The sequence below is a fragment of the uncultured Sutterella sp. genome (genome assembly GCF_937923675.1).
Classification (GTDB): domain Bacteria; phylum Pseudomonadota; class Gammaproteobacteria; order Burkholderiales; family Burkholderiaceae_F; genus Sutterella.
The window spans coordinates 17,924-41,704 of record NZ_CALDXB010000095.1 but is presented as its reverse complement, the minus strand read 5'-3'; the positions used below and the strand labels follow the sequence as shown (position 1 = coordinate 41,704).

The window sequence follows — 23,781 nt, the reverse complement described above, 5'->3', positions numbered from 1 at the left end:
GCGGCTCTTTTCCTCTATCCCTGAGGAAGCGCCGCACCGGGCAAATATTCACCATTCCGTCAATCACGAAGAGAGAAAGCAGAAATGGCACTCCTTGACGATTATCTGAAGGATCTTGCTCCGCTCGTCAACCTCGACTGCGGCTCGCACAATCCGGCGGGCGTTACCCGCGCCGCCGAAATCATGAAGGGCTACTTCGACTCCATCGGCTTCACGACCGAGCTCGTCGACCTCGGCCCCGAAGTGGGTCACGGCCTCATCGCGAGGAATAAGCCTGATGCCGACCATATCGACGTTCTTTTGAACGGCCACCTCGACACCGTCTTCCCGGACGGCACGGCCGCCAGGCGCCCTCTCTCGATCGACGGCGACCACGCGCACGGTCCGGGGTGCTCGGACTGCAAGGGAGGCGTCCTCGCCGCCTACTGGGCCTGCAAGCTTGCCCGCCCCGAGGATCTCGAGCGTCTTTCAATCTGCTGCGCCTTCAACCCCGACGAAGAAATCGGTTCGGGCGCGTCCCACAAGTGGCTCGCCTCGATCGGCGCCAAGTCGAAGTGCGCCCTAATCGTTGAAGCCGCACGCGCCAACGGCGAACTCGTCCGCTCCCGCAAGGGCGTGAGCGACTACACCGTGCGCTTCCACGGGCGCGCCGCGCACGCGGGCAACAACCCTGAAGCGGGCGCCAATGCTAACGTCGCCGCCATGCGCTTAGCGCTCGCTGCCTACGAGCTTGCCGACAAGAAGATCGGCACGACCGTGAACCCCGGCGTCATTCAGGGCGGCACCGCTCCCAACGTCATTCCGGAGGAAGCCCTCGTCCGCCTCGACACCCGCTACTGGTTCGACGCCGACGGCGACGCGCTCGATAAGAAGATTCGCGAGCTCGCCTCCCGCACCTGGGTCGAAGGCGTGACGCAGGAGCTTTCCGCAAGCTGCGGCCCGGCGATGCCGCTCTCGGACGCCACCCGCGCGCTGGTTGAAAAAATCAACGCCGCGGCCCGCGAAGCCGGGTTCGAAGCGACCTGGGTCGACGCGGGCGGCGGCTCCGACGGCAACCGCATCGCGAAGGCGGGGATCCCCGTCGTCGACGGCTGCGGCCCTGCCGGTGCGGGCTTCCACACCGACCGCGAATACCTGAGGCTCGATACGGTTGAAGAGCGCATCCGCATGCTCGTCAACTTCTTCAAGCTCTGCTGATTGAACCGGTCATAGAACCGAGAATCCGGAAAGGACGCTTCTTCTGCTCGTGGGAAAAGCGTCCTTTTTGTTTGCCCGGGTCACTCTGCGAAGCATCCTCACGCCCTCCGGGCGCTCTTCTGCACGGCTCCCGGCGTCGTGCCGAAAAGCTTTCGAAAAGCGGCCGTGAAGGTTGCCTGGTCCGCATAGCCGGCGCCGAAAGCGGCATCCTTGAGCGTTCGTCCGGAAAGAAGAAGATCGAGCGACGCGCAGAGCCTCGCGCGCGCCATCCAGTCGCGCCACGTCATGCCGAGTGCTTTATTGAATCTCCGGCTGAAGGTTTTGGGCGAGAGCGAAAGGCGCGCCGACGCTTCCTCCATCGAGAGGTTCCAGAGACGCCGGGAGAGGATTTCGCTCTGAAGGGCCCCGAAAACATCGTCATCCGCCATCGGGAGCGCAGCGCCGAGTTCCTCGGCGTCGCTTACGAGCCTCAGCATCAGATTCGTCATCAGAAGCGCCGTGGCCGGTGGAACATCCTTCGAAAAAAGCGCGCTGAAGAGTTCCCGGATCAGCGGCGTCGCCGCCAGAACGCGCACGCGGTCGTTGAGGTGCTTCAAACGCCGTAATGCATCGTCCGAAAAATAGAGGCTCCGCATTTCCGTGTCGGCAAGAAACGAAATCGAGTGCCTGACGCCCGCCGGAATCCAGAGCGCCTGAAAGGGCGCAATGAGCCGCACGGAATCGGGAGTCCTCACGAGCATGACGCCCTTTTGCGCATAGAGCAGCTGCGCCTCCCGGTGACAATGCTCAGGCCGATTCATTCCCGGCACAAAGTCGCGGGCAAACTCCCGCCAGCCCGCTGAGAGCTCAGGAACTTCATCCATATCGATTGTTCTTTCATCCATACAATCAAATTCTAAACTTCCCTTCCTCAATACCGCTCAAACCTAAGGAAAGAGGAGAAGACGTCATGCGGGAGAACTCATCGGGAATGGCCGGAAGCGTTCTGCTTCTTGTGAGCGCCTCGCACTTTCTCAACGACATGCTGCAGTCGATCATTCCGGCTGCGCTGCCGCTTCTTAAGGAAGAAAACAACCTCACCTTCGCAGAAGTAGGCCTCATCACGCTCGTCATTCAATTGACGGCTTCGCTCCTGCAGCCCGTGATCGGCTTTTCAACCGACAAGCGGCCGATGCCGATGGCGCTCCCTTTCGGCATGATGCTCTCCCTCATCGGGCTCCTCTTTCTCGCTTATTCGGGAACGCTCTCTCTGATTCTCTTTTCCGTCGCGCTCATCGGCTGCGGCTCCGCCGTCTTCCATCCCGAGTCCGCACGAATTGCGCAGGAAGCCTCGGGCGGCAGGAGAGGTCTCGCCCAGGCGATCTTTCAGGTCGGCGGGAACGGCGGCGCCGCGCTCGGCCCCATTGCCGCGGCGCTCATCATCATTCCATACGGCCAGGAAAGCATCGGATGGTTTGCGCCTGCCGCCGCCCTTGCGGCGCTCCTTCTCATCCGGGCGGCGCGATGGAGCAAACGGAAGGCCGAAGCGAAGAAGAGAACGGTTCCAACCGGACTCGCCCTTACCGACCGCGAGAAGGCCTTCGTCTTCTTCATCCTCTTCGTTCTGATGTTTTCGAAGCAGGTCTACATTTCGAGCCTCAGCAATTTCCTCACCTTCTTCGTGATGGAGAAGTTCAACCTCGACGCCGCTTCAGCCCAGTACGTGCTCTTTTCCTTTCTTGCCGCCGGCGCGGCCGGGACGCTTCTGGGCGGCCCGATCACGGACCGCTTCGGGCGCCGCAGCGTGATGCTCTTTTCGATTGTCGGGACGGCGCCTTTTGCGCTTTTGATCCCCTATGCATCGCTCCCGCTCCTCATTCTTCTCGTGATCCTCGCGGCGCTCATCATTTCATCGGCCTTCTCGGCCATCCTGGTCTGCGCGCTTGAAGCCGCTCCCGGCAGAACCGGCGTCGTCTCGGGCGTCTTCTTCGGCCTCTCCTTCGGGCTCGGCGGCATTGCCGCCGCCTTCTTTGGGTGGCTCGCCGACATCGCGGGCATCAGAGAAGTCTTTACGCTCGCCTCCTATCTCCCGCTTCTCGGTCTCACGGCGCTCCTGCTTCCTAAGAAAGCGTGCTGAGGCGATTGTTTTTCCTCAGGCGGTCTGCAAATTAGAGCGATTTGCGGCCGCCTTCCGTTATTCGGCGTAGCGCGTCGGGAGCGCCGGCGTACCGGGGAGCATCCGGTTGAGGAGTTCGTTTACCTTCTCTTCTGTATTGATGTATTTGGAAAAGTTGAGGCCGTTCGCCGCGTGATACTTAGCGCTCCCGAGGAGCTTTCCGTTCTCAAACCACTCATAGGCAATCGTGGCGGTGAAATTCGCCATATCCCAGCGGGAGACTGTCTGGCAGGTGAGCACCGCCTTGCAGTCGCCCGTAGCGCCGGAGGGTACCTCCCGAACCGTAAAGCCCTTCTGCCGGAGTGCGCTGAGAGTGGCGTTATAGGCGACCTTGCGGTCCGAGGCGTCGGGCGTCACGCAGACTTCGCATGCGGCGACATCGTGCGGCACCGGAACGACCGACTGGGTCGTGCAGCCTGAGAGAAGCAGAAGCGCCGCAGCACCGAGAAACACCTTTTCGTTCATATCCATTCTCCATCGGAACATTTCGGGATTCGCCGAAGCTCAAAGCCTTTCACCTCATGATACGGAGATTGCTTCGAACGCTCAGGATGCAAAAAGACCGTTCGAACACTTCTCTTCCGAACGGTCTTTCTGTTTATTGGACGGTCGCTTTCACGAACTCAGAGCAGGCTTTCAAGCTCCGCGAGCTCCTCGGCTGCGCTCTTGCGCTTAAGCCTCGGATCGTCTCGGTCGTTCGCCATCTCGCGCTCCCAGTCCTCGGGCTCGCGGGGAAGGTTCGGGTGATCATCGCGCCACTTGTGCGCGAATTCCGACACCGCTTCGCGGAGTTCATCCAGCCCTGCCCCCGTCAGCGCGGAAACGAAGACGGCCTTGGGGCGGCCTTCATTGTCGCGGACGATTTCAGGCGCATGCCCCGTCATGTCGATCTTGTTGTAGACAAGAATGGTCGGCACGTCGTCGGCCTTGATGTCGTGAAGCACGGAATTCACTTCCGCGATCTGTTCTTCACGCACCGGAGACGAAGCATCCACCACGTGAAGCAGAAGATCGGCATGAACGGTTTCGTCGAGCGTCGACTTGAAGGCTTCAATCAGCTGGTGCGGAAGCCCACGGATGAAGCCCACCGTATCGGTGGCGACAACCGTTTCCTCGTCGTTCAGCCAGAACTTTCTCGCCGTCGTATCAAGCGTGGCGAAAAGCTGGTCGGCGGCGTAGGACTCTGCGCGCGTCAGCTTATTGAAGAGCGTCGACTTCCCGGCATTGGTATAGCCCGCAAGCGACACCGTGATCGAATCGCCTCTCGAGCGGGCGCGGCGCTGGGTGCCGCGCTGGCGCGCAAGGCGCTTCAGCTGATCGCGAAGCTGCTTCATCCGAACGCCGATCATGCGGCGGTCGAGTTCGATCTGCTTTTCGCCCGGGCCGCCCGTTTTGCCTAAGCCGCCTCTCTGGCGCTCAAGGTGGGTCCACCCGCGGACAAGGCGCGTTGAAAGGTGCTCGAGCCGGGCAAGCTCGACCTGCAGCCGCCCTTCGCGGCTCTTCGCGCGCTGGCGGAAGATGTCGAGAATGAGTTCGGTGCGGTCAAGCACGGGGAGATTGAGCACGCGTTCGATATTGCGTTCCTGCGCGGCAGAAAGCGCAATGTCGAAGACGACGATGTCGGCCCCGGCTTCGCGGGCAAGTTCTCCCAACTCCTCGATCTTGCCGGAACCGAGGAAGGTCGCGGGATCGGGCTTGTCGCGCTTCGCCTGCATGAGGCCGACGGGCGTCAGGCCGTCAGACGTCGTGAGAAGCCGCAGTTCCTCGGCCGAATCCTGATAAAAGGCCCGGCCGACCGAAACAACAACGAGGAAAGCGCGCGAGATCTTCACCTCGCGCGTATCGTCAAGCTGAAAGTTTGTCAGATCAGTTCTCCGTCGAAGCCGGCTGGGCAGCCTGCTGCGCGGGGCTCATGGCGACGGCGCGGGAAGGCACAACGGTGCTGATCGCGTGCTTGTAGACCATCTGCGTGAGCGTGTTGCGCAGAATGACAACGTACTGGTCGAAGGACTCAATCTGTCCCTGAAGCTTTATGCCGTTCACGAGATAGATCGAAACCGGAATATGTTCCTTGCGCAGGAGATTAAGGAAGGGATCCTGCAGAAGCTGAACCTTGTTGTTGGCCATGATGTAGTTTTTCTCCGACACTGCAGCTCGCACAGTGCAGGCCTTATAAGTATTGGCTTTTTGTTATTTTTCAAATTTGTCCGGCGACCAGCTATAGGTGAACCGCTTTTGGGCGGGTGCGACCGCTCATGTTCGGGGTTCGTCTGAGGAGAGCCGCCTCAGGGTCGCCGCATCTCTCCGCTCCTTTTGTCTGCGAGAAGCCGCTGATGTCGTTCCTTTTTAGAAGCAGCCGCGACCGCATGGAAGCAGAGTGACAGCGTGCATCTTAACACTGCCTGAGGGTTCATCCTGATTGAAATCGAGTGACTCGGTTGCAATTTGCAAGCAACCTTTGCCGGATTGCGCACTTCAGTGGTTTAGATTCCGTCTCACAATAAAGAAGCAATTTGAAGGATGCCAACACCCAATTGGCACTTCAAAAACGACAATTAAACGCAGTTTCCGCTTCAGCGCCTCGTTCAGGAAGATATTGCAATATATTCTTGTAAATCAATAAATTAAATACGCGTCACGTGATTTGGCCGATTTTTATCACGTCGTTTGGACGCATTTCATCACGTCGTTTGGCTGGTTTTTACCTCGACGTTTGGCGCTCTGTCTAGGCAGCGGAACATAACGAAAATCGCCGCAAAGGCAGCTTTTGCGTACCAGGCAGCCCATTGCAAGCCTTCCCAGCCAACAAGCACTCCGCACAGCTCAAAAACGCTGCAGGCAGCCCGAACCCGGACTGCCTGCAGCATCATTCAACAACGATCATGAGCCAGAAGAATCACTTCTTCTTCGCGATGTCCTTCACGTAAGGATTGTCCTTCGTGCGGAATTCAATCCGGAGCGGCGTGCCCGCCAGATTGAAGGCTTCGCGGAAATAGCCTTCGAGATAGCGGCGGTAGCTTTCGCCGATGTCCTCGAGGGCGTTGCCGTGAATCACGATGACGGGCGGGTTCGAGCCGCCCTGATGCGCGTAGCGGGGCTTCGGACGGCCGCCGCGGGCGCGCGGAGGCTGCTGGCGCTGAACGGCCTCGAGGAGCGCGCGCGTGAGCTTCGGCGTCGAGAGCTTGCGGTAAGCGGCTTCATGCGCCTCGTCCACGGCCTTCATGAGATGGTTGAGGCCGTTTCGCTTCAGGGCGGAGATGCGGATCATGCGCGCCCAGCGCAGGAAGTGGAGCTTGTGCTCGAGCTCAAGATTGAAGCGTTCGCGCTCGTAGCTGTCGAGCAGATCCCACTTGTTGATGGCAACAACAAGGGCGCGGCCCGAGTCGAGGACGTAGCCCGCAATGTGGGCGTCGCCTTCGCTCACGCCTTCCTTGGCATCGAGAACGAGAATGACGACGTTCGAGTCCTCAATCGCCTGGAGGGTCTTCACGACGGAAAACTTTTCAACCGCCTCGAAGACGCGGCCCTTCTTTCTGAGGCCCGCCGTATCGACGAGTTCGTAGGGGCGGCCGCCGTATTCAAAGTCCACCTTGATCGCGTCGCGCGTGGTGCCGGGCATGTCGTAGGCAATGACGCGCTCTTCGCCGATGAGGGAATTGATGAGGGTGGACTTCCCGGCATTGGGTCGGCCTGCGAGCGTCACCTTGAGGCGCTTCGGAGCGTCGGGATCAGGCGCCTCCTCAGGCTCCTCGGGCGGGCACTTTTCAAGCGCGAGCTCAATCACGTCCCGCACGCCCTGGCCGTGCGCGCCCGAAACAAGATAGGGTTCGCCGAGACCGAGCTCGTAGAACTCCGCCTTGGCGGTGTCCGAAAGCCCTTCAGCCTTGTTGACGAGGAGGAAGACCGGACGGTCGGCGCGGCGCAAATGCTGCGCAATCCGCTGGTCCTGGGGCGTGAGTCCCGCGCGCGCGTCGCAGAGGAAGAGCACGCAGTCGGCCTCTTCAATCGCGAGCTCCGCCTGGCCGGCCATCGCCTGAACGATGCCTTCGCTGCGAACGGGCTCGAAGCCGCCCGTATCGATCACGATGTAGGGTCTCGAGCCCACGCGTCCCTGACCATACTGACGGTCGCGGGTGAGACCGGGGAAATCCGCCACGATGGCGTCTCGGCTGCGGGTGAGCCGATTGAAGAAGGTCGACTTGCCGACATTAGGTCGGCCCACGAGAGCGATGACTGGAAGCATGAGAAAAAAATGGGGTTCAAAAAAATTAAAAAGGCCGCGCCCGGGACGCTATCGACCCAGCGCGGCGCTTCTGGTTGAAGGCGGCTCCGGAATTGCGCCGCCTTCGGAAGGGAGTCTTATTCGCCGCCCTCAACAACGTAGGCCACATCGCCCTCAACCGTCTGGAAGACGGCGCCGTAGCCGTACTGCGCGGCAGGGGTCGTCACGGCGCCCGAGAGACGCGTGCGGCCGACCGGCTCGCCCGTTGCCGGATCGAGGAACGTGATGTTGCCCTCATAGTCGCCGAAGGCAAGCGCCGCGCCCACGCGGATGGGAGCCGATGCGCCGCGGTAGAGGAAGCGGTCGTTCACCCACGCCTCGCGCCCGTTCTGGCGGTTGTAGGCGTGAAGCCTTCCCGCGTCGTCCACTTCGTAGACGAGGCGCCCGTCAGCCACAGGGCCCGTGACGGCGCTCACCGGCGCATTCCAGACGAGGCGGCCGTTCTGCGTATGCATGCAGACGACGTTCCCCTGGAAGGCAGCGGCGCACATGAGTTCCTGATCCACCCAGGGGCGGCCCACGACGTCAATGAGACGCTCGACTTCGGTAATGCCCTTCGCCTGACCGATCACGGCGTCAAAGACCACGCGGCCGTCATTGGGGTTGAGCGCGAGAAGGCGGCCGTTCGCCTGGCCGATCAAAACGCCCGCGGGCGACCAGGCCATCTGCGAGAAGCCCCTCAGCGTGAGGGCGGGCGCCTGGCCCTGGTAGTGCCAGAGTCGCTGGCCCGTAATGAGGTCGAACCCCGTGATGCGGGTGTCCGACGTCTTCACGATCACGCGGCCCGCGCCGACAAGAGGCGGCACCTCGATGTCGGACGAGAGCTTCGCCTCCCAGACGAGCTTCCCTTCGGCATCGAAAACCTGCACCTTGCCCTTGTTGGTGCCGACGGCGACGTGGCTCCCGTCGGTGCCGACGCCGGCCGTGACCTCGCCGTCCGTTTCCGCACGCCAGACTTCATTGCCCGTCTGACGGTCAAGACGCACGACGCGGCTTTCGCCTGCAGCGTAGACCGCCGTATCGGTGACGGCCGGAGCAAGGTTCTCGGCAACCGCATCGCCCACGTTCGTGCGCCACACGACCCGGGCTTCCATCTTTTCCGAGAAGTCGGGATAGTCATGCGGCTCATGCGGATCCGACGACGAGAAGATGCCGCAGCCGGCAAGCGGAAGCGCGAGGGCAAGAGCCGCCGCGATGGGAAGCAATTTCTGGATGGCCATTTGTGAATCTGAAAAAATTTTTCCTGAGCCGCCCCTCGGAAGACCTTCGTCCCTTCGGGTGAGCTTCGTGCCGGAATTCTAAAAGAAAACGCCCTCTTAAAGCGCTCCCGCAAAGCACCGGAAATAAAGAAAGGAGGCGAATGGCCGGCCAAGCGGTCAGTCTGCCTCCTCTCCTTTCGGCCCCTGCGGCCAAGTGCTCGAGGCCGGTCAGCCTTCCTGCGGGAGGTTGGCGAGCTTGAGCTCAATGACGCGCGCGAGCGCATTCTGGTGGTCGGTCGCCTGAGCAGCCTTCGTCCACGCTTCGCGGGCCTTCTTCAGGTCTCCCTTCGCCGCCCAGATGTCGCCCTCGCGGTCATGGTAGAGACCGAGCTGGGTCGAATCGGGCTTCGCTGCCTCAAGAGTCTTCAGGGCATCGTCGAGCTTTCCTTCATCAAAGAGAACGCCCGCGAGACGAATGCGTGCGAGCGCATCGTATTCGGGGCGGCCCGACTTCTCGATCACCCACTCGAGCTTCGTCTTCGCCTCGGCGAAGTTCCCCGACTCGAGCGCGACGTTGGCGGCCGAAAGGGCGGCGAGCGGCGCATAGATCGTGGAGCCGTACTCCGTGACGAGACCCGTCGAGAGCGAGCTCACGTTCTTCTGGTCATTCGTCTGGACCGCATGCTGGAGCTGCGCGTACATGCCGGCAGCCTTGGCGGCTTCGTTTCTCTGCCACCAGTTCCAGCCGTTCCAGCCGGCAAATCCGAGGCAGACCACGCAGACGGCGGCGGTAACCGGGGTGCCCCACCGGTCCCACCACGCCTTCATTTGGTCAATGCTCTCCTGCTCTTCCAAGTCGTAAGCCATGGCTCAAACTCTCTTATCTCTTGTTGAAGTTTCGTTTCCGAAAAGAAGGCGCATGGCTGATGCGTGATGCGCGCTTCTTCCCGCAATTGCAAAATGGAATCAGGCCTTGAGCGCCGCAGCAACGCGGGCGGCCGCTTCCGTCACAGGTTCAAGCGCCTGCTCGGCATAGGCGTTCGCGCCGGCGCGCAAGGCCTTCACGCCCACCATGCCCTGAGCGAGCTCATCGGCCGTGGCGAAGACGGCAAGCTTCGCTCCGGAAGCGTCGGCCTTCTTCATCTGGCTCTTGATGCTCGCTTCGCCCGGATGCGTGATGACGCGCACGCCGAGGTCGCGCATCTCTTCAGCAAGGCGCATCGCGGCAATCTGCGAGTCGCCGCCGTGGTGCAGAACGTAGACGTCCGTCTGGGTGCGTTCGGGGACGTTCCCGACCTCGCGCATGAGTTCGATCACGCGCTCCATGCCCATGGCGAAGCCAACGCCCGGCGCGGGACGGCCGCCCAGCATTTCAACGAGCGGGTCGTAGCGACCGCCGCCGCAGATCGTGCCCTGGGCGCCGAGACGGTCCGTAATCCACTCGAAGACCGTGTGGTTGTAGTAGTCGAGGCCGCGAACGAGGCGCGGATTAATCGTGTACTCGATGCCGGCAGCGGAAATGAGCTCCTCAAGACGCGAGAGGAAGGCGCGGCTTTCGTCGCCGAGGAAGTCGAGAAGCTTCGGAGCGGCGTTGACGAGATCCTGCATCTCCGGATTCTTCGTGTCGAGAATGCGGAGCGGATTCGTGTAGAGGCGGCGTTCCGCATCTTCATCGAGCTCGTCCTTGTGGGCTTCAAAGTAGGCGATCAGGGCCTCGCGGTGCGCCTGACGCTCGTTCTGAGCGCCCAACGTATTGAGCTCGAGCTTCACGGGACCGATGCCGAGCGCCTTCCACATGCGCGCGAGCATGACGATCATTTCGGCATCGATGTCGGGACCGGCCATGCCGAGCGCTTCGGCGCCGAGCTGATGGAACTGGCGGTAGCGGCCGCGCTGGGGACGCTCGTGGCGGAACATCGGGCCGCAGTACCAGAGGCGCTGCGTGGTGCCGTAAAGGAGGTTGTGTTCGTTCACGGCGCGCACGACCGCGGAGGTGCACTCCGGACGAAGCGTGAGCTGGTCGCCGTTCATCGAATCGGTGAAGGAATACATTTCCTTCTCGACGATGTCGGTCACTTCGCCCACGCCGCGCGTGAAGACGCGGGTGTTTTCAAGGATCGGCGTGCGGATTTCCTGATAGCCGTACTCTTCGAGGACGCCCACGCAGGTCTTCTGCACAAACTGCCAGATGGCGGCGTCCTGCGGGAGCATGTCGTTCATGCCCTTGACGCCGGTGAATTTTTCCTTAGCCATTTCGCCTGAGGTTTCTCAACGTGCTGGAAGCGCCTGCGAAGGGCCCGAAGAGGGATGCCTCTTCATCAGGCCTCACTGGGATTCGAAAGCGCTTCCCGATAATGAATTCGGTTTTTCGTCCTCTTCCTTCCGGAGAGAGACCGCCGGAACCGCCGTTATTTGCGGGTTCCCCAGGTCTCGAAGACGAATTTTTCAATGATATCCTGAAACTGCCGGGCGATGTCCTCGCCCTTCAGAACTCCGGCCTTTTCGCCCCGGATGTAGACCGGAGCCACCGGGCTTTCGCCGGACCCCGGGAGGCTCACGCCGATGTCGGCCTGACGGCTTTCGCCGGGGCCGTTCACCACGCAGCCCATGACGGCGACCTTCATCGATTCAGAGCCCGGGCAGAGACGACGCCATTCAGGCGCCCTGCGCCTCAGGTACGCCTGCGTCTCTTCGGCCAACTTCTGGAAAAGATCGGACGAGGTCCGCCCGCACCCCGGGCAGCTCGTCACCATGGGCGTGAAGGAGCGAAGATCCATCGACTGGAGAATCTCCTGCGCGACGATCACTTCTTCCGTTCTCGAGGAACCCGGCGCGGGCGTGAGGGAAACGCGGATCGTGTCGCCGATGCCTTCTTCAAGGAGAACGGCCAAAGCCGCCGTGGAGGCGACGATGCCCTTGCTTCCGATGCCGGCTTCGGTGAGCCCAAGGTGGAGCGCCCAGGAAGAGCGCTTCGCGAGGTCGCGGTAGAGCGCAATGAGTTCCTGGACTTCGGATACCTTGCAGGAAAGAACGATGCGGTTTGCAGGGAGCCCGAGCGCTTCCGCGGCAGCCGCCGACTGAATGGCGCTTTCCACAAGCGCTTTTCTCAGCACCGCCTGAGGGGTCAGAAGCCCGCCCGACTTCACGTTCTCGTCCATCAGGCGCCCGAGGAGCGCCTGGTCCAAGGACCCGCCGTTCACGCCGATCCGCACCGCCGCGCCCCACTTCTTCGCCGCCTCAATCATGAGGGCGAAGTTTTCTTCCTGGCGCGAGCCTTTCCCGACGTTTCCCGGGTTGATGCGGTACTTCGAGAGCGCGGCCGCGCACTCCGGAATTTCCGTGAGGAGCTTGTGGCCGTTGTAGTGGAAGTCGCCGACGAGGGGCACAAAGATCCCGGCGGCGTCAAGCCGCGCGCGGATTTCCGGCACCGCACGCGCGGCTTCCGGCGTATTCACCGTGAGGCGAACGAGTTCGGAGCCGGCCGAAGCGAGTTCCGAAGCCTGCGCATAGGTCGCTTCAACGTCCGCCGTGGCGGTATTCGTCATCGACTGGACGACGACGGGCCGCCCTCCGCCGATGACCACCCGGGCGTCCTTCCAGACGACTTCAACCGGGGTGGTGTAGTGGCGGCGAAGCGCCGTCGTCTCAATAACCGGCATGCTGAATCTCTAAATCTTTACTCGAGCGTGATGCGGCTGATGCCGTTTCTCGTTTCCTGACGGATGTCGTAGGGCTTGCCGTCGATCGTGAGCGAGAGCGCTCCGGCGTTGCCGACCGTGATCCGCGACCCCTGCGGAATATCCGCCGTCACGGGGGAGCCGGGCTGCATTTCGCGCGCAATGACGTTTCTGCCGTTGGGTGCAATCACCTGCACCCAGCAGGGACTCGTCACCTCAAAGCGCACGACCCGGATGGGAACGCCCGCGGGAGCGGTCTGGGAAGCCTGAGGAGCCGCGGCATTAGCCTGCGGCTGAGTCTGTGACTGAGCCTGATTCTGGGCCTGAGGGGCGGCAGCCGGAGTCTCCGGCTGCGCGGCAGCGGCATTGGCCGGCGCCGCATTCGTCTGGGGAGCGGCCGGAGCCTGAGGGTCGGCGGCCTTTTCGCCGGCCGCATTCGCGGCCGCGGGCTCTGCTTGAGCGCTCGCGGCCCCATTCTGCGCTTCCCCTTCGGTTGCGCCCGTCTCAACCTTCTGCGCTTCGCTCCCCGAATGAACGCCCGCAAACTGATCGGTATAGACCGCCCAGATGCCGGCGGAGACGACGGCAACGAGGAGCGCGAGAAGCGCCACCTTGAGGCCGCGGTGACGCGGGGTCGAGTTGATCACCTCTTCCCGCGAAGGGTCGGTAAGCGGGATCTGACCGTGTTCGGCCGCGCCTCCGCGCCTGCCGTAGCGGTTCATGTAGTCTTCGGCGAGCGCCTGCGGATCAAGGCCGAGGGAGTGCGCGCACCCGCGGATGAAGGCGCGGACGTAGACGGGCTCGGGGAGCGCCGCAACGTCCTCCTCTTCGAGCGCGCGGACCTGCGCGACCGAGAGGCGGCTTCTCACGGCCATGTCGCCCAGGGAAATTCCCTGCGCTTCACGCGCCGCGCGGAGCATGGCGCCGAACCCCTGGGGAGCGGCTACGTGCGCTTCTCCCGAAGCTTCGGGCGCCCGATCCTCGCGGGGTTCATCCGCCGGAGCAAAGGTGGGCTCCACCGCTTTGGAAGCAGCATTGACGCCGCCCTTCGTGTTCGAATTGAGTTCGTCTGCCATGGGTGAGCCTCCCACCGGTTGAAAAGTTGGCTTCAGTTCCCGCGCTTTGCGCCGGACTTCTGAAGAATGACCGCCGCTTCCGCCTTCTGCTGGATGAGGCGCTCGGCGCGGCGCGTGCGGTCGCGCACCTCGCCCGCGAGCTGCCCGCAGGCCGCGTCGATGTCGTCGCCGCGCGTCTTGCGGATCGTCGTCACGTAGCCCGCCTCATTGAGGCGCCGGCAGAACGCAAGCACGCGTTCGCGGTCGGGCTTCTCAAGGTCGGACTGCGGGAAGGGATTGAAGGGGATCAGATTGAATTTGCAGGGCACTTCCTCGCGGCGCACGAGCTTCACGAGCTCGTCGGCCTCGCGGAGGCTGTCGTTGATGCCGCCCAGCATCACGTATTCGAACGTGATGAAGTCGCGCGGCGCCACCTTCAGGTACCGCCGGCAGGCGGCCATCAGATCGGCGAGCGGGTGCTTTCTGTTGACGGGCATCAGCTTGTCGCGAAGTTCATCCGTCGCGGCATGCAGACTCACCGCAAGCGCCACCGGGGCGGCTTCGGCGAGCTTGTCCATCTGGCGCACAAGCCCCGAGGTGGACACGGTGACGCGGCGGCGCGAAAGCCCGTAGCCGTCGTCGTCAAGGAATATTTTCAGCGCGCGGATGACGTTCTCAAGGTTCTGCAGGGGTTCGCCCATGCCCATGAGCACCACATTGCTGATCACGCGGTCGTTGGGATCGGTGATGCCGCGGTCGCGGCGCAGCTCGCGCTCAGCCCACCAGAGCTGACCCACGATTTCCGATGTGGTGAGGTTGCGGTTGAAGCCCTGTTTTCCGGTCGAGCAGAAGAGGCACCCCATGGCGCATCCGGCCTGCGAGGAAATGCAGAGCGTCCCGCGGTCATCCTCGGGAATAAAGACAGACTCGACAGCGTTGCCGCTGCCGACGTCGAAAAGCCACTTGCGCGTGCCGTCGGCCGACTTCTTTTCATGAATCGGCTGGGGCGAGCGGACCTCCGCCATGCGAATGAGCTTCGCGCGGAAAGTCTTCGCGAGATCGGTCATGTCCTCGAAGTTGTCTGCGAGGTGGCGATGAATCCAGCGGGTGAGCTGGCGTGCGCGGAAAGGCTTTTCGCCGATTTCCGCGCACCATGCCTTGAGACCGTCCGCGTCGAAATCAAGCAGATTGACCTTCGGCGACTCCTCGCGGATGTCGCCCGAAGGGTGCTTAACGGGCGTCTCGTCAGACATCAGCGGCTGTGAATCGCGAGCGTCGGGAAGAAGTAGGCGATTTCGACGGCGGCCGTTTCCGGAGCGTCGGAGCCGTGAACAGCGTTGGCGTCGATGCTTTCAGCGAAGTCGGCGCGGATGGTGCCGGGGGCGGCCTTCTTCGGGTCCGTGGCGCCCATGAGCTCACGGTTCTTGAGGATGGCGCCTTCGCCTTCGAGGACCTGGATCATGACGGGGCCGGAGGTCATGAAGGAGACGAGATCCTTGAAGAAGGGACGTTCGCGGTGAACGGCGTAGAAGCCTTCGGCTTCAGCCTGGGAGAGCTGGCGCATCTGGGCGGCGACGATCTTGAGGCCGTTCGTTTCAAAGCGGGAATAGATCTTGCCGATCACGTTCTTAGCAACGGCGTCCGGCTTGATGATGGAGAGAGTGCGCTCAATAGCCATTTTTTTCTCTTCTGGTAGGAAATTGGTGTTGGGGGAAGATGACGGGCGCTAACTTTCCGCGAAGGCGCAAAAAGAGCCGAAGCCCTTCCGTCCTCAGGCGGGAGAGGGCCCATTTCATCAGGCATGCGATTCTATCACGTGGTTTTGCCGATACTTTTTCGTCCCCGCAATATCAATTGCGAAGATCTATTTCCGCGCGCGTTCGGCCTGAATCAAATTAAGCATCCGGCCGCTCTCCCTCATGAACTGCCCAGCATAGTCGCCGAAATAGGCGCGCGCCGCCATGAAGCGGCGGATGAATTCCTCCCGGTCGCGTCCGGCAATGACGAGGAGTTCCGGCCAGAGGTTTTCCACGTACTGGCGAATCAATTCCGCATTTCTCGGGCTCGCGAGAATGATGTCGGCGTAGAGATGCGGATCCTGCGCGAAAAGGCGCCCGACCATCTCGAGCTCGAGCCGGTAGATGGGCGAGGAGAGTTCGAGAATCTGCCGGATGTCGGGATGAATCTTTGCGAGAAAGGTCCCGTAGGCATAGGTCGTGAAGTGCCTCAGCGCCTGAATGATCGACATCGCGCGGTCGTGTTCTTCGGCCGAGACCTCAACCACGCGCGCGCCCCAGATGCGGATCTGCTCGAGAAGGGGTTCGGCCGCCTCGTTGTCCCGCCCGGGCGCAAACACAAAGACCTGGCCCGTGAAGCCCGCAACATCGGGACCGAACATCGGGTGAAGACCCGCAACGGGACCGGAGTGAGCGGCGAGCATTGCGTGAACGGGCTCGGTCTTGACGGAGGTGACGTCGCAAAGGAGCGCATCCGCAGGAATCCGCCCGGCGAGCTGCCGGATCACGGGCACCGTCACGTCGATCGGCACGGAAACGATCACGGTGCCAGCGCCGGAGAGAATCTCGTCCGCGCGGTCCCAGTCGCCGCGCTCGAGAATCCGCACGGGCCAGCCCGAACGCTCGAAATGGCTTTTGAGCTGCCGGCCCATGCCGCCCGAGCCGCCCACGATGACGACGGGCTTCGGCTGCGGCACCGAAGAGGGAAAGTTCTCTGCCTTCCCGCGCTTTGCCGCTTCCCTTGCAAGCCTCCCGAGAATCTCCTCAAAAAGACCCGGAGGGAGGCCGGCATCATCGGCCGCGCCGTGAGACTGCCGCGCTTCCTCGGCCGCCTCGCGCCCGAGTTCCTGGGCAAGCTCCAGGCGTTCGGCAAGAAGGCGCGCGAGCGCCTCGTCCGTTTTCTCGAGCCTGCGGCGGATGTCTTCAGAATGCTCCATCAATGTCCTCGTCGGGGTGCCTGGCCTCGGTGCTTCCGGGCCGGTTTCTTCCCGGAAGAGCAAAGACTCTGCCGGAATCTTCAAAATTCTTGCAAGGTTAATCTCGAAATCGAAAAACCGCATAAGACAAGTGTCTGATATTTGATTTTCCCCGCCTCGGCTACACTTGCGCACCGAATTAGGGCGTTATGGCAGCCGCGAGAATGCCGTCGAAGCGCCCCAAAAAACAAAAAAGAAAAGCAAACCAAAAGAGGAAGAAAATCAGATGGGCGACAAACTCACCGTAGACAAGGTCTTTGCCGACAACCTGGGCACTGCCATAGGCGGCTGCGTGCGCGATCAGTCCGTAACGCTTTTTTCGAGCGACATTGCCCGTGCGGCGGGCGTCCCCTGGAATCCGATTCCCTTCTTCGGGCGCGCGGAGAAAACGCGCTTTCGCGCCCGCTGGGCGGCGCTCCTTCAGGGCGTGGGTCTCTGGGCGGCGCTTACGGCGATCCCGGAGCTCGCTGCCGAAGAGAAGCTCTCCCGAAAAGTTTCCTCCCAGATGCAGGCCTATACGGATGCCATCCTGAAGTCGCCCCTCCTCGAGGCGCTCTCCGACGCAGAAGTGCGCGACTACACGCTCCTGAGGCAGCGCTTCATGCGCTTGGGCGCCTCGCCCGAAGCCTCAAAGGATGCCTTTGCCCGCGCATTCCTTTCGGCGCTCTCGGGAAAGAGCCCTGCCGAAACCTCGCTCGAACACACCCGCAGGCTCTCGGAAGAAATCGGCGCCGCCTATTCCCTCTTCACGAAGCTCTCGAACACCTGCAAGGCGGAACCGCTCTCCTACGAACGCGCTTCGAAGAAGAAGTCCTGACCATTATTGAACGGGCGCTCCTCACGAGGCGCCCTCAAAAGAGAAGGCCGGCATCCCTCCGAAGCGGATCTGCCGGCCTTTTCTTTATTCCTCTTTTGACGGCGATCCGCCGTCAAGGAGAGGCATGCATCAATTCTCGTCCGAAAGGTGCATCTTCACGTTGTCGTCGCCCTCGGCCGCAATGCGGCGTTCAATGGCTTCCGCCTCATCGGACTTTTCAACCGGCCGCTCGCCGGGTTCCAGCACTGCGATCGATTCGACGTGGCCCGTGTGCGGGAACATGTTCATGATGCCCGCGGCCCGGATCTTCCAGCCGCCCTCGTGGTGAAGCACCGCGCAGTCGCGCGCGAGCGTTGCAGGATTGCAGGACACGTAGACCACGCGCCCGGGGCGCTTCTCGGTCTTGGCAAGCACCCGGGCGAGCGCAAGAGCGCCCTCGCGCGGCGGGTCGATGAGAACGCGGTCGATGCCGCCCAGGGTCTTCTGAAGTTCCTCCCAGTCGGCTTCGCACCAGGTGAAGAGATTTCGCGCGCGGAAGACCGTCTTGGCGGCGAGCCCGTTGTCGGCCGCGCCCTGGCGCGCCCGGGCGACGAGCCCCTCAGAGCCTTCGATGCCGATCACGCGCTTCGCGCGCCTCGCGATCGGAAGCGTGAAGTTTCCGAGGCCGCAGAAGAAGTCCGCCACCTTCATGTCGGGCGTGAGCTCGAGGAGCCTCACGGCGCGCGACACCATGGTTTCATTCAAGGCATGGTTCACCTGCGTAAAGTCCGTGGGCTTGAAGGTGATGCGGACATTGAATTCGGAGAGCTCGAGCCCGAGCTTCGTCTCGTTCTCAGGGAGCGCCGCATGCGCCGTTTCCGGGCCCTTGGGCTGAAGCCAGATATCAAGATTCTTTTCGCGCCCGAAGGCGAGAAGCTTCTCGTGATCCTCAGGGGTCACCGGGTCGAGCGTGCGGAAGACGAGCGCCGTCCTCCCGTCGCCGCCCACAGCAACCTCGACCTGCGGCATGCGGTCTCGCATGTCGAGACCCTCAATCAGCACGCGAAGGGGGTCGAGAAGCGCCGAGACATTGGGGGTGAGCACCGGGCACTCGTGCATGTCGGCCACGTAGGAGGAGCTCTTCTCGTGAAAGCCCACGAGAACGCCGCCCTTCTTGAGGACGTTTCTCACCGTGAGGCGCGCGCGATGGCGGTAGCCCCAGTAGGGCCCGTAAATCGGCATGAGCACTTCCTCGGGCTTCACCTTGCCGATGCGCCAGAGGGTGTCGAGGAGGATCCGCTCCTTGAAGGCCACCTGGGCCGAGGGCTCGATGTGCTGCATCGTGCAGCCGCCGCAGGAACCCGGGCCGATGCCGAAATTGGGGCACCGGGGCGTCACGCGCAGCACGCTTTCCTTATGGATTTCCGTCACGCGGCCGATGTCGAAGCTCGTCTTCGAGCGCAGCCGCTCGTAGGTAACGCGTTCTCCGGGAAGCGCCCCCTGGATGAAGACCACCTTACCGTCCACGTGCGCAATGCCGCGCCCTTCCTGGTCAAGGCGCTCGACGTCGACGGTGAAGTATTCGGGAGTGCGCTCCTTCGGTTTAGATCTGCGGCCCATTTTGGTCTCTTCTGGATTATCTGGTATCTGGAAATTCGGGGGATCGGGAAAAGAAAAGCGCCCGGCAAGAGAGCCTGAAGGCCTCATTGATGGGGCGCCTGCGCCCGAGCGGGATCGGGCGGAAATTTAGCGCAAAGCGCGGCTTATTGGCGTGCCGGCGGGAGGTATTTCATCGGATCGACAGGCTGGCCCTTGTCGCGGACCTCAAAGCGGAGCATCACGCGGTCGGCGTCGGTGCTTCCCATTTCCGCAATCTTCTGTCCGGCCTTCACCTGGTCGCCCGGCTTCACGACCACCTTCGAATTGTGGCCGTAGGCGGTCACGAGGGTCGGCGTATGCTTCACGATCACGAGGTTCCCGTAGCCCTTGACGCCGCCCCCCACGAAGAGGATCTGACCGGCGCCCGCCGCGACGACGACGGAACCTGCGGTCCCGCCGATGTCAAGGCCCTTGCCGTTCTTCGCATAGTCGGAAAGGATCGGGCCGCGCGCGGGCCAGAGAAAGCGCGTGCCGGGAATGACGGCAGGAGCTTCCTTCTTTTCTGGCGTCTTCGCTTCCTCGACCGCGGGCTTTGCTTCAGGAGCCTTTTCCTCCGCCGCCTTGATCACCGGTTCGCTGGAAGAGGTTTCGGCCGGCGCAATGACGGTTGCGGTTTCAATCGGCGCCTGAGCCTCGAGGCGATGAATCTTCACCGCGGAGCTCGCCGTCGTCACGGGCGCCCTCGTCGCGCGCGGGAGGTGAAGCACCTGCCCGAGGCGCAGCGTCGTCGGATCCGTGATGGCGTTCATCTGCATGAGGTCGGAGGCGTTGACGCCGTAGCGCTGGGAAATGTTGTAGATCGTGTCGCCCGGCGCCACCGTGTGCGTCGCGCCCGAGTCGGAAATGCCGCCGAGCGTCATCGGGGAGTCGAGCGCCGTGCTTTCGCCGGAAGCCACATTTCTGTTGACGATCGGCACCTCGCCGGGCGGGAGCGAGGAGCAGCCCGCGAGCACGAGCGCCGCAGCGCCGAGGATGAAACCGGTACGTGAACGAGATAAAACGCGCATCTTAAAAATCTTCTTTGGAAAAAAGCGTTCCGGGATTTCAGCGGTTCCCGCCAAGCGAATCCGAATCGAACCAGCGGGCGGCTTCGCCCACCTGCCGGTGGCTGGTGAGATCAGTCTGCAAGGGCGTCACGGAAACAAACCCATGCGAAGTCGCCCAGAAGTCCGTCCCTTCAGCGGCGTCGGCGGGCTTCCCGGCGGCGCCGAGCCAATAAATCGGAAAGCCCCTCGGGCTCATCTCGCGGATCACCGATTCGGCCGACGACCGCCGGCCGAGCCTCGTCGCCCGGATGCCCTGGAGCGCCTCGCGCGGCATGTTGGGCATATTGACGTTGAGAAGCACGGCTTCGCGCTTCTCCCTGATCTGTGGGAGGAACTTCTCGACAACGACGCCAGCGACCTCAGCCGCGGACTCAAGCTCCGCCCAGCCCTTGTCGATCTGCGAGAAGGCAATCGACGGAATGCCGAAAAGATAGCCCTCAATTGCAGCGGCGACCGTGCCCGAATACATCGTATCGTCGCCCATATTGGCGCCGCAGTTGATGCCCGAGACCACGAGGTCGGGCTTTTCGTCGAGAAGGCCCGTGAGCGCAACATGCACGCAGTCCGAAGGCGTCCCGGAAACAACGTAGAGGTCGTCGCCCGGCATGTGCTCGACCGTGAGCGGACGGTTGAGCGTCAGGGAGTTCGAGGCCCCGGAGTGGTTGTGGTCGGGGGCGACGATCGTCACGCGCCCGAAGCGGCGCATGGCTTTGGCGAGCGCCGCAATGCCGGGCGCGCGGTAGCCGTCGTCGTTCGATACGAGAATGTGCATGGGAGACAAATATCCGTTCTGAAGTCCTTTGGGATTTACGGATTTTATCCCGCTTGCGCCGCACTCCCCGCGAGCGCCTCCCCTCCGATCGAATTTGCTTACAGTTTGGGGACGATTCAGAAGTCTTCCGAGAAGATTCTCGATTCGGGGAACATCATCGTGAATGTGGACCCTTTCCCGGGCGTCGATTCAATCTGGAGTTCGCCGCCGTTGCGTCTCAGGACGTGCTTCACGATGGCGAGACCGAGACCGGTGCCCCCCGTATCGCGCGAGCGCCCCTTGTCGACCCTGTAGAAGCGTTCCGTGAGACGCGGAATGTGCTTCGCCTCAATGCCGATCCCGGTGTCCTTCACAGACAGGGCCGCTCCCATTCCGGAGCGCTTCCACGATACGGAAATCGTGCCGCCCTCCGGCGTATAGCGGACTGCGTTGGAAACGAGATTCATCGCAGCGCTCCGGATTTCGTCCGCGTCGCCGATAAGCGAAATGTCCTCGGTCTCGAGCGTGATGTGGTGGCGACCGAGGGAAAGGGCCCTGCCTTCGCGCACGACGTCCTCAAGGAGCTTCGGCATGGCGATCACCTCGGCATCGGCGTCATCCGACTCGTCCTTGTTTTCGAGGCTCGAGAGAAGAAGAAGGTCATCGAGGAGCGAACGCATGCGGGTCGCCTGCTCGAGCATGAGCTGCCGATGGCGCTCGAGCATTTCAGGCGGAATCTTTCCGGCATCGACTTCCATGTTGAGAAAGCCGCTGATTACCGTAAGGGGCGTTCTCAGCTCGTGGCTGACGTTCGCGACAAAGTCTCGCCGCATGTCGTCGACGCGCCGGCGTTCCGTCACATCGTGCGTGACGATCATCATGTGGCGAAGATCGGGCGCAACCACCGCAACCTCGAGCTCCCTCCCGGCATGGTCCTGGAGCGCATAGTGGCGGGAATAATTCCGGGCAAGAAGCCACCGGCGGAAGTCCTCATCCGTCACCGCGTCGAAGAAGCTTGCGCCGAGCGACTCCGGGCGAAGGCCGAAATGCTCCATCGCGCTTTTGTTGACCCACTCGAGCCGCCAGTTTTCGCCGAGAATCGTGACGCCCTCCGGCAGAAGCGCGAGGGTCTGCCGATAGCGCTGGTCGCGGTCGCGGATGCGCTTGTCCTTCTTTTCGTCTTCCTTGAGGAGCGACTGCCAGAGGCCTGCCGCAAGGAGAAAGATCAGGATCACCGAACCCGCCCAGACGATTGTCACGGCATTCGATTCAAAGCGCGCGTTGAGAAAAACGGCAACGATCGAAATGAGAAGGAAGGCCGCGGCGAGCACGATCCCGCGCCGCCGCAGATGCTCTCCTCTTCTTCCCGTCTTTTCCATATTGACTGCCGCCTGCGCAGAAAGTCCGTCGGCAAGGGTCGGAAAGACGTCCCCTGCATCGTCGCGTCCCGTCATGGATCAGCTTCTCCTCGTTTCAGACTCAGACGTCGCGGCAGCGGTAGCCGACGCCCCGCACCGTTTCGATGAGATCCTCGGCAGCCGTGCCGGCAAGCGCTTTTCTGAGGCGCAGCATATGGACGTCCACCGTACGCTCGTCCACGAAGGCGCTCGGCCACACGGCATCCAAGAGATTCTGGCGCGAAAAGACCCGGCCGGGCTTCGACGCAAAGAGCGAGAGAAGCTTGAATTCCTTTGCCGAGAGCTTCAGAGGCACCCCGTCCGCCGCGGCCTCAAAGCGCGTTTCGTTCATCGTGAGCGGTCCGCAGACGATGACGTGTTCATGGTCTTCTGCCGGAGCGGCGCTCACGGGCGCACCCGAGCCGCCTTTTCTGCGGAGCACCGCCCGCACGCGGGCGGTGAGCTCCCGCGGGAGGAAGGGCTTCACGACGTAGTCGTCCGCACCGGCGTCAAGCCCCGCCACCCGGTCGGCCTCGTCGCCCCGGGCGGTGAGAAGAATCACGGGGAGCCCGGCCGTCCCGGAAGAGGACCGGAGGTCTTTCAACCAATCCAGCCCCGAGCGGTCGGGAAGCATCCGGTCAAGGAGCACAAGGTCGGGGCGTTCCCTCTTGAAAGCCTCCTTCGCCTCGGCGACGCTTCCCGCGCGCGCGGTGCGGAACCCCTCGGCTTCGCAGACAAAGGCAACAAGCTCGCGAATGGCGGCTTCATCCTCAACAATCAGGAGGAGCGGTGCGGTCATGGAATCGTGAAATGAATCGGAAAATAAATTGCGTCAGGACGCGCTTCAGTCCGCCTCATCGTCGTCATCGGAATCTTCCTCATGCGCGATCTTTTCGTGGCGGATGTCGAGTCCTTCAACAATAAAGATAATCGCCTCGCCGATATTCTGCATGTGTGCGGCGACGCGTTCGAGCGCGCGGTTGATGCGGATGAATTCGAGTCCGTCATCGAGCGTAACGGCATTCATCTTCATGCGGGAGACGGTGGCGGTCAGGGCGTCGTGAACCTGTTCGGAAACGAGGTCGCGTTCCGCTACAAGGTGGCGCGCCGCCTTCGCGTCCATGCTGGTCAAGGCCGCATTCATCTTGTCGGCCATGCCCTTCAAGCGCTCCAGAACGGAAACGAGTTCGGTAAGCGCCTCTCCGGCCTGCCCCACTGCCGGGTTGGCAAGGCGGCAGATGCCCTTGGCGGCATTCCGCACCTCGTCGCCCATGCGCTCGAAGTCGTTCGTCATTCTCCAGCAGCCAAGCAGCAGCCTCAGGTCAACGGCCTGCGGCTGGCGCTTCGAGATCAGGGACTCCATGAAGGCGTCGAGCTCCTTTTCCCAGAGATTGATGAGGGCATCCCTCTCGACCACCTTTTCGGCTTCCTCGCGGTTCAGGCCCGCGAGCGCAGTGGAAAGCGCCGCGAGCTGCCCGCGCACGGCCCCCGCCATGTCGAGCATGTTGGAAAGAAGGCTCTTCAACTCCGCGTCGAATGCCTTCACGATGTGTTCTTTTTCGGTCATCGCCATTT

Annotated in this window: 22 protein-coding genes; 3 read left to right on the top strand and 19 right to left on the bottom strand. The window is 62.3% G+C overall.

What is annotated here, in order from left to right; all coding sequences use genetic code 11:
- Window positions 1–84: 84 nt before the first annotated feature.
- Window positions 85–1,197 carry a M20 family metallopeptidase gene (locus Q0106_RS11190; protein ID WP_297612962.1) on the top strand — a complete coding sequence of 371 codons (1,113 nt, stop codon included), beginning with the start codon at window positions 85–87 and terminating at the stop codon, window positions 1,195–1,197.
- Between the two features lie 98 nt (window positions 1,198–1,295).
- Here the strand turns inward: Q0106_RS11190 and Q0106_RS11185 are convergent, their stop codons facing one another.
- Window positions 1,296–2,081, bottom strand: coding sequence for a helix-turn-helix transcriptional regulator (locus Q0106_RS11185; RefSeq protein WP_297612959.1), 786 nt, complete (start codon window positions 2,079–2,081; stop codon window positions 1,296–1,298).
- A 65-nt stretch (window positions 2,082–2,146) separates the two neighbouring features.
- Between Q0106_RS11185 and Q0106_RS11180 the strand changes: the two genes are divergently transcribed.
- On the top strand, window positions 2,147–3,313 hold the full coding sequence (locus Q0106_RS11180) for an MFS transporter (RefSeq protein ID WP_297612955.1): 1,167 nt from the start codon (window positions 2,147–2,149) through the stop codon (window positions 3,311–3,313).
- Window positions 3,314–3,370: 57 nt separating this feature from the next.
- Here the strand turns inward: Q0106_RS11180 and Q0106_RS11175 are convergent, their stop codons facing one another.
- The 12 genes from Q0106_RS11175 to tyrA all read right to left on the bottom strand — a co-directional run bounded on the left by Q0106_RS11175 (window position 3,371) and on the right by tyrA (window position 16,518).
- On the bottom strand, window positions 3,371–3,823 hold the full coding sequence (locus tag Q0106_RS11175; RefSeq protein WP_297612952.1) for a hypothetical protein: 453 nt from the start codon (window positions 3,821–3,823) through the stop codon (window positions 3,371–3,373).
- 152 nt (window positions 3,824–3,975) lie between these two features.
- Window positions 3,976–5,184, bottom strand: a complete 1,209-nt coding sequence (hflX, locus tag Q0106_RS11170; RefSeq protein ID WP_152158084.1) for a GTPase HflX — start codon at window positions 5,182–5,184, stop codon at window positions 3,976–3,978.
- Between the two features lie 34 nt (window positions 5,185–5,218).
- Window positions 5,219–5,479 carry an RNA chaperone Hfq gene (gene hfq, locus Q0106_RS11165; protein ID WP_297612949.1) on the bottom strand — a complete coding sequence of 87 codons (261 nt, stop codon included), beginning with the start codon at window positions 5,477–5,479 and terminating at the stop codon, window positions 5,219–5,221.
- Between the two features lie 769 nt (window positions 5,480–6,248).
- On the bottom strand, window positions 6,249–7,595 hold the full coding sequence (gene der, locus Q0106_RS11160) for a ribosome biogenesis GTPase Der (RefSeq protein WP_297612946.1): 1,347 nt from the start codon (window positions 7,593–7,595) through the stop codon (window positions 6,249–6,251).
- A 116-nt stretch (window positions 7,596–7,711) separates the two neighbouring features.
- Complete coding sequence (gene bamB / locus Q0106_RS11155; protein WP_297612944.1) at window positions 7,712–8,854, bottom strand: outer membrane protein assembly factor BamB; 1,143 nt, start codon at window positions 8,852–8,854, stop codon at window positions 7,712–7,714.
- A 207-nt stretch (window positions 8,855–9,061) separates the two neighbouring features.
- Window positions 9,062–9,700 (bottom strand): tetratricopeptide repeat protein, encoded by a 639-nt coding sequence (locus Q0106_RS11150; protein ID WP_297612941.1) that lies wholly within the window; start codon window positions 9,698–9,700, stop codon window positions 9,062–9,064.
- A 99-nt stretch (window positions 9,701–9,799) separates the two neighbouring features.
- The gene (gene hisS, locus Q0106_RS11145) at window positions 9,800–11,086 is read right to left on the bottom strand and encodes a histidine--tRNA ligase (protein ID WP_297612936.1); all 1,287 of its coding nucleotides are present in this window, start codon (window positions 11,084–11,086) and stop codon (window positions 9,800–9,802) included.
- 155 nt (window positions 11,087–11,241) lie between these two features.
- Window positions 11,242–12,492 carry a flavodoxin-dependent (E)-4-hydroxy-3-methylbut-2-enyl-diphosphate synthase gene (ispG, locus tag Q0106_RS11140; protein WP_297612933.1) on the bottom strand — a complete coding sequence of 417 codons (1,251 nt, stop codon included), beginning with the start codon at window positions 12,490–12,492 and terminating at the stop codon, window positions 11,242–11,244.
- A 17-nt stretch (window positions 12,493–12,509) separates the two neighbouring features.
- Window positions 12,510–13,586, bottom strand: coding sequence for a helix-turn-helix domain-containing protein (locus Q0106_RS11135; RefSeq protein ID WP_297612930.1), 1,077 nt, complete (start codon window positions 13,584–13,586; stop codon window positions 12,510–12,512).
- A 32-nt stretch (window positions 13,587–13,618) separates the two neighbouring features.
- Entirely contained in the window at window positions 13,619–14,818 is a 1,200-nt protein-coding gene (gene rlmN / locus Q0106_RS11130) for a 23S rRNA (adenine(2503)-C(2))-methyltransferase RlmN (protein WP_297612927.1), read from the bottom strand.
- Complete coding sequence (gene ndk, locus Q0106_RS11125) at window positions 14,818–15,243, bottom strand: nucleoside-diphosphate kinase (RefSeq protein WP_139687956.1); 426 nt, start codon at window positions 15,241–15,243, stop codon at window positions 14,818–14,820. Before ndk ends, rlmN begins: the two co-directional genes overlap by 1 nt.
- Window positions 15,244–15,429: 186 nt before the next feature.
- Window positions 15,430–16,518: a bifunctional chorismate mutase/prephenate dehydrogenase gene (gene tyrA, locus Q0106_RS11120; RefSeq protein ID WP_297612923.1), complete on the bottom strand. Its 1,089-nt coding sequence runs from the start codon at window positions 16,516–16,518 to the stop codon at window positions 15,430–15,432.
- A 265-nt stretch (window positions 16,519–16,783) separates the two neighbouring features.
- On the opposite strand from tyrA, the gene Q0106_RS11115 reads away from it, so the two are divergent.
- Window positions 16,784–17,374: a hypothetical protein gene (locus tag Q0106_RS11115; protein ID WP_297612920.1), complete on the top strand. Its 591-nt coding sequence runs from the start codon at window positions 16,784–16,786 to the stop codon at window positions 17,372–17,374.
- Between the two features lie 129 nt (window positions 17,375–17,503).
- Here the strand turns inward: Q0106_RS11115 and rlmD are convergent, their stop codons facing one another.
- The 6 genes from rlmD to phoU all read right to left on the bottom strand — a co-directional run bounded on the left by rlmD (window position 17,504) and on the right by phoU (window position 23,773).
- Complete coding sequence (gene rlmD, locus Q0106_RS11110; protein ID WP_297612918.1) at window positions 17,504–18,973, bottom strand: 23S rRNA (uracil(1939)-C(5))-methyltransferase RlmD; 1,470 nt, start codon at window positions 18,971–18,973, stop codon at window positions 17,504–17,506.
- Between the two features lie 143 nt (window positions 18,974–19,116).
- Window positions 19,117–20,019, bottom strand: a complete 903-nt coding sequence (locus Q0106_RS11105) for a peptidoglycan DD-metalloendopeptidase family protein (RefSeq protein WP_297612915.1) — start codon at window positions 20,017–20,019, stop codon at window positions 19,117–19,119.
- A 37-nt stretch (window positions 20,020–20,056) separates the two neighbouring features.
- Window positions 20,057–20,830, bottom strand: a complete 774-nt coding sequence (gene surE / locus Q0106_RS11100; RefSeq protein WP_297612912.1) for a 5'/3'-nucleotidase SurE — start codon at window positions 20,828–20,830, stop codon at window positions 20,057–20,059.
- A gap of 116 nt (window positions 20,831–20,946) precedes the next feature.
- On the bottom strand, window positions 20,947–22,263 hold the full coding sequence (gene phoR, locus Q0106_RS11095) for a phosphate regulon sensor histidine kinase PhoR (protein ID WP_297612909.1): 1,317 nt from the start codon (window positions 22,261–22,263) through the stop codon (window positions 20,947–20,949).
- Between the two features lie 25 nt (window positions 22,264–22,288).
- A complete protein-coding gene (locus tag Q0106_RS11090; protein WP_297612907.1) occupies window positions 22,289–23,005 on the bottom strand; it encodes a response regulator in 717 nt (238 codons plus the stop codon).
- 45 nt (window positions 23,006–23,050) lie between these two features.
- Entirely contained in the window at window positions 23,051–23,773 is a 723-nt protein-coding gene (gene phoU / locus Q0106_RS11085) for a phosphate signaling complex protein PhoU (protein ID WP_297612904.1), read from the bottom strand.
- Between the last annotated feature and the right edge of the window lie 8 nt (window positions 23,774–23,781).